Annotated in this window: 10 protein-coding genes and 3 pseudogenes; 7 read left to right on the forward strand and 6 right to left on the reverse strand. The window is 71.3% G+C overall.

The annotated features are described in order from the left end of the window. Positions 1-33 precede the first annotated feature (33 nt). Together ACFXAE_RS12770 and ACFXAE_RS12775 are read left to right on the forward strand one after the other, a co-directional pair. The gene (locus ACFXAE_RS12770) at positions 34-975 is read left to right on the forward strand and encodes an NAD-dependent epimerase/dehydratase family protein (RefSeq protein WP_384712359.1); all 942 of its coding nucleotides are present in this window, start codon (positions 34-36) and stop codon (positions 973-975) included. A 14-nt stretch (positions 976-989) separates the two neighbouring features. Then, positions 990-1,874 carry an aldo/keto reductase gene (locus ACFXAE_RS12775; protein WP_384712362.1) on the forward strand — a complete coding sequence of 295 codons (885 nt, stop codon included), beginning with the start codon at positions 990-992 and terminating at the stop codon, positions 1,872-1,874. Positions 1,875-1,895: 21 nt separating this feature from the next. Here the strand turns inward: ACFXAE_RS12775 and ACFXAE_RS12780 are convergent. Then, a pseudogene (locus ACFXAE_RS12780) lies at positions 1,896-2,156 on the reverse strand (GDSL-type esterase/lipase family protein); the annotation flags it as partial. After that, positions 2,143-2,712: a PadR family transcriptional regulator gene (locus ACFXAE_RS12785; protein ID WP_384712365.1), complete on the reverse strand. Its 570-nt coding sequence runs from the start codon at positions 2,710-2,712 to the stop codon at positions 2,143-2,145. The gene ACFXAE_RS12785 and the pseudogene ACFXAE_RS12780, both read right to left, overlap by 14 nt. A 74-nt stretch (positions 2,713-2,786) precedes the next feature. Between ACFXAE_RS12785 and ACFXAE_RS12790 the strand changes: the two genes are divergently transcribed. Next, positions 2,787-3,242, forward strand: a complete 456-nt coding sequence (locus ACFXAE_RS12790) for a nuclear transport factor 2 family protein (protein ID WP_384712368.1) — start codon at positions 2,787-2,789, stop codon at positions 3,240-3,242. Positions 3,243-3,323: 81 nt separating this feature from the next. Here the strand turns inward: ACFXAE_RS12790 and ACFXAE_RS12795 are convergent. Continuing rightward, positions 3,324-3,545 (reverse strand): annotated as a pseudogene (locus tag ACFXAE_RS12795) (DUF1062 domain-containing protein); the annotation flags it as partial. An 88-nt stretch (positions 3,546-3,633) separates the two neighbouring features. Here ACFXAE_RS12795 and ACFXAE_RS12800 point away from each other — a divergent pair. Beyond that, positions 3,634-3,996, forward strand: a complete 363-nt coding sequence (locus ACFXAE_RS12800; protein WP_384712371.1) for a DUF1304 domain-containing protein — start codon at positions 3,634-3,636, stop codon at positions 3,994-3,996. Next, positions 3,993-4,559, forward strand: coding sequence for a TetR/AcrR family transcriptional regulator (locus ACFXAE_RS12805; RefSeq protein ID WP_384712374.1), 567 nt, complete (start codon positions 3,993-3,995; stop codon positions 4,557-4,559). The genes ACFXAE_RS12800 and ACFXAE_RS12805 overlap by 4 nt, the downstream gene beginning before the upstream one ends. A gap of 401 nt (positions 4,560-4,960) precedes the next feature. On the opposite strand, the gene ACFXAE_RS12810 is transcribed toward ACFXAE_RS12805, so the two are convergent. Then, entirely contained in the window at positions 4,961-6,955 is a 1,995-nt protein-coding gene (locus ACFXAE_RS12810) for a flavin monoamine oxidase family protein (protein WP_384712377.1), read from the reverse strand. Positions 6,956-7,246: 291 nt separating this feature from the next. Between ACFXAE_RS12810 and ACFXAE_RS12815 the strand changes: the two are divergent. Continuing rightward, a pseudogene (locus ACFXAE_RS12815) lies at positions 7,247-9,141 on the forward strand (NAD-binding lipoprotein). 740 nt (positions 9,142-9,881) lie between these two features. Beyond that, positions 9,882-10,100 (forward strand): EF-hand domain-containing protein, encoded by a 219-nt coding sequence (locus ACFXAE_RS12820; protein ID WP_384712380.1) that lies wholly within the window; start codon positions 9,882-9,884, stop codon positions 10,098-10,100. Positions 10,101-10,290: 190 nt separating this feature from the next. Here the strand turns inward: ACFXAE_RS12820 and ACFXAE_RS12825 are convergent, their stop codons facing one another. Both ACFXAE_RS12825 and ACFXAE_RS12830 read right to left on the reverse strand, forming a co-directional pair. Beyond that, positions 10,291-12,459, reverse strand: a complete 2,169-nt coding sequence (locus ACFXAE_RS12825) for an MMPL family transporter (RefSeq protein ID WP_384712383.1) — start codon at positions 12,457-12,459, stop codon at positions 10,291-10,293. Between the two features lie 26 nt (positions 12,460-12,485). Continuing rightward, the gene (locus tag ACFXAE_RS12830; protein WP_384712386.1) at positions 12,486-13,034 is read right to left on the reverse strand and encodes a TetR/AcrR family transcriptional regulator; all 549 of its coding nucleotides are present in this window, start codon (positions 13,032-13,034) and stop codon (positions 12,486-12,488) included. Positions 13,035-13,042: the final 8 nt, after the last annotated feature.

The raw sequence follows: 13,042 nt of genomic DNA on the forward strand, positions 1-13,042 counted from the left end.
CTGCTGATGACTGTAGGTGCTCAGGATGGGGGCATGAAAAGGATCTGCGTGATCGGCGGAAGCCGCTACTTCGGCAAGGTCCTGGTGCGGCGCCTGCAGGCGACAGGGCACCGGGTCACTGTGATCAACCGCGGCTCCACCCCGCCGCCGACAGGGGTCGAGCACCTCGTTGCCGACCGCGATGAGGAGGCTGCCCTGATCGCCGCGCTGGGGTCCCGCAGCTTCGATGCGGTCGTGGACCAGGTCTGCTACACCCCGGTGCAGGCCGCGATCGCCACCCGTGCGTTCAGCGGCCGCACCCGGCGCTACGTCATGACCTCCACGATCGAGGTCTACGATCCGGTGACCGCCGTGCTGCCTGCGGTCCCGCCCGGAACAGCGGTGCCTGAGGAGACGGTCGATCCGGCCACCTGGCTGGTGCGGACGGACCTGCCCTGGCACGACGCGGCGTACCTCCAGGCGCATTACGCCGAAGGCAAGCGCCAGGCGGAGGCCGTCTTCGCCCGGCACCACGGGTTCGCTTTCGCCGCCGTACGCAGCGCCCACGTCCTCGGTGGCGGCGCGGCGGAGTTCACCGGCCGGCTCATGCACTACACCGAGCGCATCACCCACGGCACGCAGATCGCCGTGCACGCGGAGGCGCTGCCCACGGTCTTCATCCACTACGAGGAGCTGGCAAGGCTGCTGGGGTGGGCGGCCACGCTCACCGATGCCACCGGCCCGGTCAACGCCTGCTCCGACGGCCCACTCGACGTCTACGGCCTCGGTGCTGTCGTCGCCGCACAGGCCGGCAGGAAGGCTGCGTACCGCAGCGTCGCCGCGGGCGAACCGGCCTCGCCGTTCTCTTTCGACCGCCACTACGCCATGAGCAACGCCCGCGCGAAGGAACTGGGCTTCGCCTTCTCCCGTACCACCGACTGGCTGCCCGGCGTCGTCGCCGAAGCCCTCGCCACAACCGCCGCCCCCGCCTCCTGAGGAACGGACACACCATGCGGTACCGCACCGTCGGAGATACTGCCGTGAGCGCCGTCGGCCTGGGCGCCATGCCCCTCTCCATCGAGCACCGCCCGGACGAACAGCGGGCCATCGCCACCGTCCACGCCGCCCTGGACGCCGGGGTCACGCTCATCGACACCGCCGACAGCTACCACTGGCACGCCGGCGAAGCCGGCCACAACGAACTCCTCGTCGCCCGCGCCCTGGCCCGCTACGGCGGGGACACCTCCCGCCTGCTCGTCGCCACGAAGGGCGGCCGCGGTCGCCCCGGCGACGGCAGCTGGACCGTCGACGCCACCCCCGGCCACCTCAAGCGCGCCGCCGAGGCGTCCCTGAAGCGCCTGGGCGTGGAGGCCATCGGCCTGTACCAGTTGCACAAGCCGGACCCGGCCGTGCCCTGGGCGGAGTCCGTGGGCACGCTGCGCGAGCTGCTCGACGCCGGCACCATCCGCGCCGCCGGGATCTCCAACGTCACCGTCGGCCAGATCCGCGAGGCGCACGCGATCCTCGGCGACGGCCTCGTCTCCGTACAGAACCAGTACTCACCAGCAGTCCGCGACAGCGAGCCCGAGCTGCGGCTGAGCACCCGGTTGGGGCTGGCCTTCCTGCCCTGGAGCCCACTGGGCGGCATCTCCCGAAGCTCCCTGGACGGCACCCGCGGCCCGACCGCCGCGAGCACCGCCTTCCACCGCATCGCTGCCGTGCGCGGCGTCAGCCCGCAGCAGATCGCCCTGGCTTGGCTGCTGGCCCGCTCCCCGGCGGTGATCCCGGTGCCGGGCGCCAGCCGCCCCGCATCGATCCAGGACTCCGCCAAGGCGGCCGGGCTCGAGCTGAGCGAGGCGGAGCAGACCCTGCTGGACGACGCACTGCCCGGCTGAACCGGCATCACTCGCCGACCGGTTGACGCCGGCGAGGACGGTGGCCGGGTCGGGTCGCAGGGAAAGGGCGGGGGCCGGCTGTTCGGCGTGAACCCGCGCGGCGAGACGGCCTCGTACGGCCAGGTTGGCGTACTGGAGCGAGGGCTGGTGCCGGGCGAGCTGTTCGGCGAGCCGGTCGGCGAAACCACGCAGGCCGGTGAGGTCGTCGCCGGCGCCGAGGCCCTCGGTCTGGCTGTCGCCCCATGCGACATGGCGCAGGTACGCCGCGTCAGCGCCGGGCATGGACCTGCCGCCTCTCCTCGAGGACGGCGATCGTGCGCGCGCACCAGTCGCGGTTCTCCTGCTCGAAGGCCACGCCGCGCAGACAGGTCAGGTACGGGCCGACGCGGTCGCCGTGGCGGAGGAAATCCTCCTCCGTACGGTCGCCGCGCAGGCGGCGCAGCAGTGTCCCGAAGAGGTCGATCCTGGCCTGGGCCACCTGGGCGCGTTCGGTGAGCTGCGCGACGAGGGCGGCGATGTCGACACGGTCGGCCGCCTGGACCTTGACGAGCAGGTCGTCGCGGACGAAGGCCGGCTTGGCGGAGGCGGCCGTGAAGCTCTCCAGCTCCGCCAGGCCGGCGTCGGTCACATGGAACAGCCGCTTGTTCGGCCTGCTCTCCTGCACCACCTCCCGGCCCGCGACCAGCCCTTCCTTCTCCAGCCGGTTCAGCTCGGCGTAGAGCTGCTGCGGCTGGGCGTACCAGAAGTTGGCCACACCGACGTCGAATGCCTTGGCCAGCTGATAGCCGCTGAGCTCGCCGTCGAGCAGCGCCGCCAGCACGGCGTGCCGTAGTGCCATGGGGTCGCCTCCTCGAATGCCTCTGTCGCCGTACAGACCATCCATGATAGTCATGAAAATGACTACTCATATTCATGACCAAGGAGGTGGGGCCGCCCGTGAACACCCCGGACCGTTTCCGCGCAGCCGTCGCCGACCGGGACCTCGCGGCCCTGGACGACCTGTTCACCGACGACATCCGCCTCTACAGCCCCGTCAAGTTCACGCCCTTCGAGGGCAAACCGATGGTGATGGGACTCTTCGGGGTGCTGCTGCGGACCTTCGAGGACTTCCGCTACATCGGCGACCACAGCGGCACCGCGCAGACCAGCACGGACGCCGTTGAGGCACCTTCCGCGGTGCTGCTCTTCCGCGCCCGGACGGGCGGCAAGGAAATCCATGGCATCGACCTGATGCACTTCGACGACGACGGCCGGATCAAGGAGTTCACCGTCATGGTCCGGCCCCGATCCGCCGTGCACGCCCTCGGCGAGGCCGTCCTCGCCGGTCTGGTCGCGGACGGCCTGGTCCCAGCCCCCACCCGTCCGTAGACGACCCACGGACCGACCTGACGCGTCGGGCGGCCGGGGCCTGTCCGGCGGATCCTGCCGGACAGACCCCCCGAAGAGGGCTCAGCGTTTGAGCGTGAAGGTGAAGTCGCCGGAGAGCCTGCCGCCCAGCCGGACCGCCGAAACGAGTTTCCCCGCCGTGATCAGTCTCTCCACCTCGGCCCGAGAAAGACCGCATCCTTCAGCGATCAGTCGCACCGGCCGGACAGGGATGCGCGCCGCAGGGCGGACCGCGACGTCGATCACCTCGTGGTCCGGGTGATCCGATCCGCCGGTGTCGAGGCGCCGGCTTCGAACCGGCTCGACGTGTCTCCTGGACAGCTGTCCATGTATATTGGACACCTGTCCAAGTGAGCGAAGAGACGGGTTCTTGATGGAGACGACGGCGAACGCCCTGGTCGCACTGGTGGCTGTCCTGCACGCCTACATCCTGGTTCTGGAGATGTTCCTGTGGGAGAAGAGCCCGGGTCGCAAACTGTCGGGCTTCGACGCGGAGTTGGCGCGTGCCAGTGCGCCGCTGGCGGCCAACCAGGGCCTCTACAACGGGTTCCTGTCCGCCGGGCTGGTGTGGGGTCTGATCGCTGACGACCCGACCGGGTTCCGCGTTCAGGTCTTCTTCCTCGCCTGTGTGCTCCTCGCCGGGCTCTACGGCGGTTTCACCGCGAACCGGCGCATCCTGCTCGCCCAGGCCCTGCCCGGTGCGCTCGCGCTGACCGCGGTTCTCCTCGCCCGATGACGGATCCGCACGGGGACCCCCGAGCCGTGCGCACGCGGGCCAAGCTGCGGCGGGCGCTGCTGGAGGAGTGCGCACAGCGCCCGCTGGCGCAGATCAGCGTGGCCGCGCTGGTGCGGCGGGCAGGGGTCGGCCGCGCCACGTTCTACCTCCACTACGCCGATCTGGAGGCGCTGGCCGTCGACGCCTGTGCCGACGTGGTCCGCGACGCGGTGGACGCCTTGCACGCGTGGCGCGGCACACCCGACCCCGCCTCGCCTCCCCTCCCCCTCATCGACTTCTTCACAGATCTCACCCCGCACGCCGGGCTCTGCAGGACGCTGCTGAGCCCTGGCGGCGGTGGCCCGCTCGGCCACGTGCTCCATCAGGATCTCCGCGCCCGCAGCAGCACCGAACGCAGCCTGGCCGGCGCGCCGGAGCCGGATCTGATCGCCTCAGCCGTGGCCGCGACCTTCACGGGAGTGCTCGCCGACTGGCTGCACGGCCTCGTCCCGGCCGACCCCGACACGATGGCCCACCGGGTCTGGCGGCTGCTCGTCACCCTGCACCGCACTCCCCTGCCGTGACGGGCTGCGCAGCATCGGCCCCGTCCGGAGCGCGGAGCGGGGCCGATCAGCCGGGTGGTCGTGAAGGGCGGTCGCCTGCGCGGCGAAAGGCACTGCAGGGCTTCAGGTCGTGGACGCGGCGGTTGCCGGCGCGGAACGTTCCCGGCCGCCTGGAAGGCGGCCTCATCATCGGCGAGGACGGCGGTCCCGCCCTCGCCACCGACGCACTCGCGATCACCCGGCAGCCACGGCCGCCGAACTCGACAGCCGCCCGTCCGGGACGCTCGGCTGGGAAACCCCGGCCGAGCGCCCGCACAACCTGCTCGTGGCCCGATCGACCGACCACGTGCTGCAGCGATCCCCGGAATCCACCCGATGCGCCGGGGTCCGAGCCCGCGTCGTGGTCCAGCGGACCGCTCGGCTCATGCCGTGTGGATCTCCAGGGCGACACGCACAGCGGACTCCACGGCTCCCTCGATCCATGCTGGCTTGACGGACGTGTGGTCGCCGGCGAAGTGCAACGGTCCTTCGCGCGCGGGGATGGCGGGCAGCAACTCCGTGTGCTGCCCGGGCAGGAGCACGGACGCCTCCCCGTAGGCGTAGGGGTCGCGCAGCCAGCTCTGCGTGCGGCCCGCGCCGGTGTAGAAGACCTCGATGCGCCGGCCGTAGACCTGCTGGAGGCCGCACAGGGCGTGCGGGTACCGTGCCTCGTCGTCCAGGGAGTCCCAGCGCAGCGCGTCGTCCGCCCAGCTGTAGGACGCCAGGACCACGCCCCCCGCGCTGCCGGGAACCGGATGGGAGGGGTGGAACATGAACCGGTTGGCGTTGTCCGACACCGATCCGCCCCCCACGACGTCGACCGCCTCCGGCTGGTCACGCACCAGCGCGCGGTTGGCGGCGTAGTGGGTGCGCTGGCCCGCCGAGATGTGCCCGGCGGGCACGGAGGGGTGGGCGCCGAGCAGGCTGCCGTCCGCGGCGGTGCGGCCGGTGCGGTAGGCGTCGTACAGGCCCGGTTCGACGGCGTTCAGCTCGCGTTTCCAGTCGGCCTCGCCGAACTCCCACCAGCGGCGGCTGAACTCCAGCAGCACCTTGGTCGCGCTGTCGTAGTGCAGCTCGCAGACGGCGCGGCGCTTGCCGTACGACAGGGGAGGCTCGATCTGCACGTGGCGCAGTCCGGAGAACGGCACCGTCACCACGGCGGCGTCCGCGGTGAACTGCTCGCGCACGACGGGTCCGTCACGGCCCTCGGACACGGTGTCCACCCACACGTGCGGCCCCTTGCCCCGGACGTGCTCGGTGTCCGGCGAAGGGCGGTCGGGGTGGTGGTACTCGATGCGTGTGACACGGCGGTCGAACCGCACCTCCTTGCGCACGCGTTCCAGCAGGGCGTCCGGCAGTACGGCCGTGCCGCCCTCCAACTCGTAGAAGGGCGTGTCGGGGCTGATGAGGGAGGAGCCGATGAAGCTGTGGATGAAGGACAGGGGAAGGCGGGAGGTGAGGTTCTCCAAGGTGCCGATCAGGTCGATGGTCCGCTCGTCGAGGCCGGCGTGCTCGGTCAGGAAGCGGAACATCGACCAGTCACCGAACCGCTGCACCACTCGGGCCCAGCCCCGCAACTGCTCGGGGAGCGGCTTGCCGACCCGCTTGCCGTCGCGGTCGGCGTGACTGAACTCGTCGCGCACCGGGTCCAGCGCGGAGCGCAGGATGGCGGCGGCGGGGGTGTCCCAGTGGGCCCGGGGGACGCCGAAGGACCGGTTCACGCGCCGGGGCGCGCGGGCATAGTCGGCGCGCCGCACTCGGATGCCGTTGACGTGGATCCAGGTGCGGTGGGCGGGGCGTCCCTCGGTGTCGACGTCGACGTAGTGGAAACGCCGCTTCTTCAGGTCGAACCGGTCGATCAGCTCCATCACCAGGGGATGACTGCCGGGGATGCGCATCGCGCCCGCTTCGGCGTATTGACGGGGATCGGCGAAGGGCTGTCCGGCGTGCTCGTGGCCGCCGTTGCGGAAGGTCTTGATGCGTCCGCCCGCACGGTTGCCGTTGGCCTCCAGCACCGTCACCCGGTGACCGGCCTCCTTCAGCAGCCATGCGGCCACCAGCCCGGCCGGGCCGGCGCCGATGACCAGGACGTCCATGGGGCGTGTCCGCCGGTGAGCCGGCAGTCCCTTCCGGAGGACGCGCCGGTAACGTGGGACGAGGGGGCGGTCGTCGGAGTCCAGAACGAGCAGTGCGCGGGCGACGGCGAGGCACCGGTCGAAGTCGGGGCCACGGCTCCCGTCCGGGGCGGCGGGCGCCGGCAGAGCCGCGGCGACACCGCCGGTCAGGGCCGTAGCCACCGTGGCCGTGCCGGCCGCCGCCGCGAAGCTCCTCCGGGACAGGCCGCCGTCCGAGCGCACCACTGCGTGATCTTCAGTCATGGCGGCCTTTGTACTGGCGGCTGTGACCGGGCACCCGTCTTTCGCTCCACAGTTGACTCGAAGGAGCGAAGACGGTGACGAAGCCTGACGTCACAGTGGGTCCACCGGTGCGGACGGCTCGGGGAACCCGAAGGAATGAATGCCGGGCGACCCCGTAATACCGTCGCGATCGTTCCCGCACACTGCCGGATGCGTATCCACATCCGTGCTCTCCGGCGGGTTCGCGCGGCGCATCGCGTACACGGCGGCGCCCGGACCCACGAGGAGCGCGGTGCGACCAAAGGGGGAAGGGTGGCGCAGCCGCGCACTCGGTTCGGTGACAGGGTCCGTTACTGGTTCGACAGCACACTGACCCGCGGCGCATCCGCCCTCGTCGGCTGGATGGCACTGTTGTGTCTGGCCGTCGTCGTCCCGGCCAGTGCGGTGCTCGTGTGGACCGACCCCGGCGCGCCGGCGTCCCTGACGGACCGGTTCGCGCAGGTGTGGCGCCTGACCGGGGAGACACTGCGGCTGGGCGGTTCGACGGGCCCGCCGCTGCGAGTGACGATGTCGCTGCTGCTCGCACTGGTCGCCCTGCTGTACGTCTCGACCCTCGTCGGTCTGATCACGACGGTGTTGACGGAGCGGCTCACCGCGTTGCGCCGGGGCCGTTCCACGGTGATCGAACAAGGGCACGCCGTGGTCCTGGGGTGGTCGGAGCAGGTCTTCACGGTGGTGAGCGAGCTGGTGGCCGCCCATGCCAACCAGCGGCGGGCGGCGGTGGCCGTACTGGCCGACCGGGACAAGACCGTCATGGAGGAGGCCCTGGGTACGAAGGTGGGCCCCGTCGGCCGTACGCGGCTGATCTGCCGCAGCGGCCCCACCACCGACCCGGCCGTGCTCGGCCTGACCAGCCCGGAGACGGCCGGTGTTGTGCTGGTGATGCCTCACGACGAGCCCGACGCCGACGCCGAGGTGGTCAAGACACTGCTGGCGCTCAGGGCGGCCCTGACCGGGAAGGCCGCCCTCCCGCCCGTCGTCGCCGCCGTCCGGGACGACCGTTACCGCCTGGCTGCCCGTCTCGCCGCCGGACCGGGCGGCGTCATCCTGGAGAGTGACACCGTCACCGCCCGGCTGATCGTCCAGGCCTCGCGCCGCCCCGGGCTCTCCCTCGTCCACCAGGAACTCCTCGACTTCGCCGGCGACGAGTTCTACCTGATCACCGAGCCGGCCCTGGCCGGCCGTTCGGCGACACGCTGCTGGCCTACCCGACGTCGAGCGTCGTCGGGATGGTGCGCTCGGGTGCCCCTCTGCTCAACCCGCCGGGGCAGACGCCCCTCGCTGCGGACGACCTGCTCATCGTCATCTCCCGCGACGACGACACGGCCCGGCCCGGTGACTGCGCGGAGTTGGTCGAGAGGGAGGCGATGGCGTCCGGCCCGCCGGCACCCGCGCGGGCGGAACGGGTTCTCCTGCTGGGCTGGAACCGCCGAGCGCCGCTCATAGTCGACCAGTTGCGCCGCCGTGCCCGGCCCGGATCCACCGTCGACGTGGTGGCGACCGGTGACGAGGCGACGGTCCGGCAGGTGAACGAGGCCGACGCCCACGGCGGGACCGGCCTTGTCCTGACACTGCACCACGGGGACGTCACCCGCCCCGAGACCCTGCGTCGTCTGGACGTTCACTCCTACGACAGCGTGATCGTGCTCGGCCAGGACCCCGCTCCCGGACAGCCACCGGACGACCCCGACAACCGCACGCTCGTCACCCTCCTGCTGCTGCGTCAGCTGGAGGAGGCCACCGGACGCGAACTGCCGGTCGTCACCGAACTGATCGACGACCGCAACCGGGCGCTGGCCCCCATCGGTCCCGGAGCCGACGTGATCATCAGTGGCAAGCTCATCGGTCTGCTCATGGCGCAGATCTCCCAGAGCCGTCACCTGGCAGCGGTGTTCGAGGAACTGTTCTCCGCGGACGGCGCCGGGGTCCGCCTGCGGCCGGCCACCGACTACGTACTGCCAGGGCGTGAGACGTCCTTCGCCACAGTCGTGGCCGCGGCACGTCATCGCGGCGAATGCGCCATCGGTTACCGAAGTCACGACGACTCGCCCACGGGTCCCGGCCACGGCGTGCGGATCAACCCGCCCAAAACCGAGCGGCGCCGGTGGGCGGCCGCGGACGAGGTGATCGTCATCGGCAAGGACTGAGGGGGTGGTGCGGCCACACGAACAGCTGTGCGCCGGACCGGATACGAGGGGCACCCGAGGAGTCCCGGGCCCTCCTCGAAGTCGGCACTCGAACGACGAGTGGCGGCCCTGGAAGCCCTTGGCGTCGGGCTCCGCGTGACGTCTGCCGGAGTCCGGCGCGGACCGATCGTCCCGGCTCGGCTGCCGTCGGCTGCCCCTGGATCACGGAGGGCTGCGAAGGAAGTCGTCGCCGGTGCCCGGGCGTTACGCCCTTCGACGGCCGAGGTGTCCTCGGGCTGTGGTGGTGCGGCCGCCGCAAGCGTCGCCAAAGGCATCAAGGGTCTCAAGGCCGTCGAGACACGGCTCCGCGACACTTTCGGCGTCGGATCCCTGAGGGCCCCTGACCGATTCCGCCCTGCTCGGGTGAGCTCGGGCAACGCCCTCGCAGGCCGGCGGCCATGAGCCGCCCTGTCCGTACGAGGACCCGGCGGAGGTTCGTCGAGCGGCTGCTCCAGCGGCAGTTCGTCGTCCTGTGGCAGTTCCTGCCTCTCCCGAGGTCCGGCAGCGATGAATCGGGGGCCACGTCCTCCGCCCTTCGGCAGGGGTGCTTTCCCGGCACCGTGTCGACGAGCGTGGGGTCGCACATCGCGTGAATCCGCGAGATCCGGTGTACGGGTCGGGGGCGGGCCCGCTCGCTCGGTCGCTCGGAGAGCGATGGATAGGCTGGCGCCGTCAGCGAAGATCGCGGAAGGAAGACGCACATGGCGGACATGGTGGAGAAGGCGGCGCGGAGTGTCTTCGAGCGCTACGACCTGGACGGTGACGGCCTGGTCACCGCAGAGGAGTACCGGCAGGTCGTGGCGGAGCTGGAGGGCGGCGAAATCACCGAGTCGGAGGCCCAGGGACTGATCGACTCGCTCGACACCGACGGTGACCGCCGGATGTCCTTCGACGAGTTCTGGGCAGCCATGAACCGCTGACACCGGCGACCGGCCTGGCCGGCAGCCACGGCAAGCGCCGTGGCAGTCACCAGGGTCTGTCCGAGAGGCGCGTGACGGCCGGTCGGCGAATCGTTCCGTTCCGTGTGCGGGGCGGGGCGAACAGGAGAGGACGGGACCACTGTGCGGGTCCCGTCCTCCGAGGTGCGGTCCGGGCCGGCCGGTACGCGGGTCAGACCGGGACGGGAGTCTCGTCGCGCGTCTTCGCGTCCAGCTGCCGGTTCAGCTTCTCGCCCTCGATGTCGAGGTCGGGCAGGGCCTTGTCGACGGGCCCGGGCAGCCACCAGGCGGCACGGCCGAGCAGCGACATCACCGCCGGGACCAGCGCCATGCGGACGACGAAGGCGTCGATGACCACGCCGACGGCGAGGGCGAACCCGATGGATTTGATGATCGGGTCGTCCATCAGGACGAAGCCTCCGAACACGGAGGTCATGATGAGCGCGGCGGCCGTGACGACGCGGGCGTTGTGGCCCATGCCGCTGACCATGGCCGCCTGCGGGTCGGCGCCGTGGACGAAGTCCTCGCGCATGCGGGAGACGAGGAAGACCTCGTAGTCCATGGCGAGGCCGAACAGGATGCCGATGAGCAGGATCGGCAGGAAGCTCACCAGCGGACCGGGGGTGTCGACGCCCACCAGGCCGGCGAGGTGCCCCTCCTGGAAGATGGCGACGGTGATGCCGAAGGTCGCGCCCACGGTGAGCAGGAAGCCCAGGGCCGCCTTCAGCGGCACCAGGACCGACCGGAAGACCAGCATGAGCAGCAGGATCGACAGGCCCACCACCAGGAGCAGATACACCGGCAGGGCGTCGGCGAGCTTCTCCGAGACGTCGATGCCCAGGGCGGTCGCGCCGGTGAGGGCGATGTCGGCGCCCTCGATGTCCGCGACCCGGTCGCGGATGTCGTGGACGGCGTCCTCGGTGGCGACGGCGGTCGGGCCGGCCTCGGGGATGACGGCCAGCAGGGCGGTGGTGCCCTGCTCGTTCAGCTGCGGCGGGGCCACGGTCAGAATGCCGTCGGTGTCCTTGATGAGGGCGGTGGCCTTCTCGGCGGCCGCCTTGGTGGACTGTGCGTCGTCACCGTTGACGACGGCGATGAGACGGCCGTTGAAGCCCTCGCCGAAGCCCTCGGACGTCAGGTCGTACGCCTCGCGTGCCGGGGTGCCCTCGGCGGCGGTGCCCGCGTCCGGCAGGGCTATGCGCATGTCCTGGGCGGGGAGGGTGAGCGCGCCCAGTCCGAGGATGCCTGCGACCAGGAACGGCACGCGCAGCTTGGTGACGAGCCGGCCCCAGGTGAAGCCGAAGCCTTCGGCGGCGGTGCCGTCCTCGGCGGTGGGCCCGTCCGCGCGGCGCTGCTTGCGCGGCAGGATCTTCTTGCCGGCGAAGGAGAGGAAGGCCGGCAGCAGGGTGAGGGCGACCAGCACGGCGACGGCGACGGTGCCCGCCGCGGCCAGGCCCATCACGCTCAGGAAGGGGATGCCGACGACGGAGAGGCCGGCCAGGGCGATGACGACGGTGGCACCGGCGAAGACGACGGCGGAGCCGGCGGTGCCGGTCGCGCGGCCGGCGGCCTCCTCGGGCTTCAGGCCCTCGGCGAGGTACTGGCGGTAGCGGGAGGTGATGAAGAGCGAGTAGTCGATGCCGACGGCCAGGCCCAGCATCAGCGCCAGGACGGGGGCGGTGGAGGTCAGTTCGATGACACCGGTCAGGGAGAAGAGGCCGGCCATGCCGACCGCGACGCCGATCAGCGCGTTCAGCAGGGTCATGCCGGCGGCGACCAGCGAGCCGAAGGTGACGACCAGGACCACGGCGGCGACCAGGACGCCGAGCGCCTCGGTGGAGCCGATCTCCACCTCACCGCCCATGACCTCGCCGCCGTGCTCGACCCGCAGGCCCTCGGCGTCGGCGCCGACTGCCTCGTAGGCCGACTTCTGCTCGTCGGTGACCTCGTCGGCGGCCTTGTCGAACTGCACCTGGATCAGGGCGTAGCGGCCGTCCCGGGAGACGGAGCCGGTCTGGAACGGGTCCATGGCGGCGGTGACGCCGTCGATCCCGGCGGCTTCCTTCACCACGGGCGCCACCGCGGCGGGGTCCAGTTTCCCGCCCTCGGGTGCGGCGAGGACGATGGCGCCGGTGGCTCCGCCGGCCTGCGGGAACTGCCGGTCGAGGTCGTCCAGCGCCCGCTGGGACTCGGTGCCCGGCATGGAGAACTTGTCGCTGGTCGGGCCCATCAGGGTGGCGGCGCCGACACCCAGCAGGGTCAGCAGGAGCAGCCAGAGGGCGGCTATTCGGCCTCTTCTGCGGAAGGAGAACCGCCCGAGCCGGTACAGCAGGGTCGCCATGGAGGAGGAGTCTTTCCGTTAGGGGGTCAACTGGGGGTGTGGTCAAGCGTCCGCAGCGCGCTGCGGATCATTTCGGCGCGCAGCACCTCGTCCGGCGCCACCTCGTCGTCGGTGGCACCGGTGATGAAGACGGCGCCCAGCACCATCCACGCCGCCACCCGGGCCGGCGGATGCTGCGAACGGCCGGCCAGCGCGTCCAGCAGCCCGTCCGCCAGTTCCATGACGTTGAGGTCCTGGTGGCAGGACATCTCGGCGATGTCCTCGAAGAGGAGCCGGATCTCGCGGCGGAACCGCAGCGTCAGGTCGACGTATCCGACGACGGTCTCCTCCACCAGCCGGTCGCCGGTCAGCCCGGCCACGCGGTCGAGCAGTGCGGCGAGGGCGTCCCGGGCCGGGGCCAGCAGCTCGGTGAGGATCTTCTCCTTCCCGGCGAAGTGGTAGAGGAGTGACGCCTTCGAACAGCCCGCGTCGGAGGCGATGTCCTGCAACGAGGTGCCGCGGAAGCCGTGCACGGCGAACAGTCGCAGTGCCGATTCCAGGATCTGACCGCGCATGGCGGAGGCGGAGCGTGCCATTCCTCAAC

The organism is Streptomyces sp. NPDC059454 (genome assembly GCF_042749965.1).
Taxonomy (GTDB): domain Bacteria; phylum Actinomycetota; class Actinomycetes; order Streptomycetales; family Streptomycetaceae; genus Streptomyces.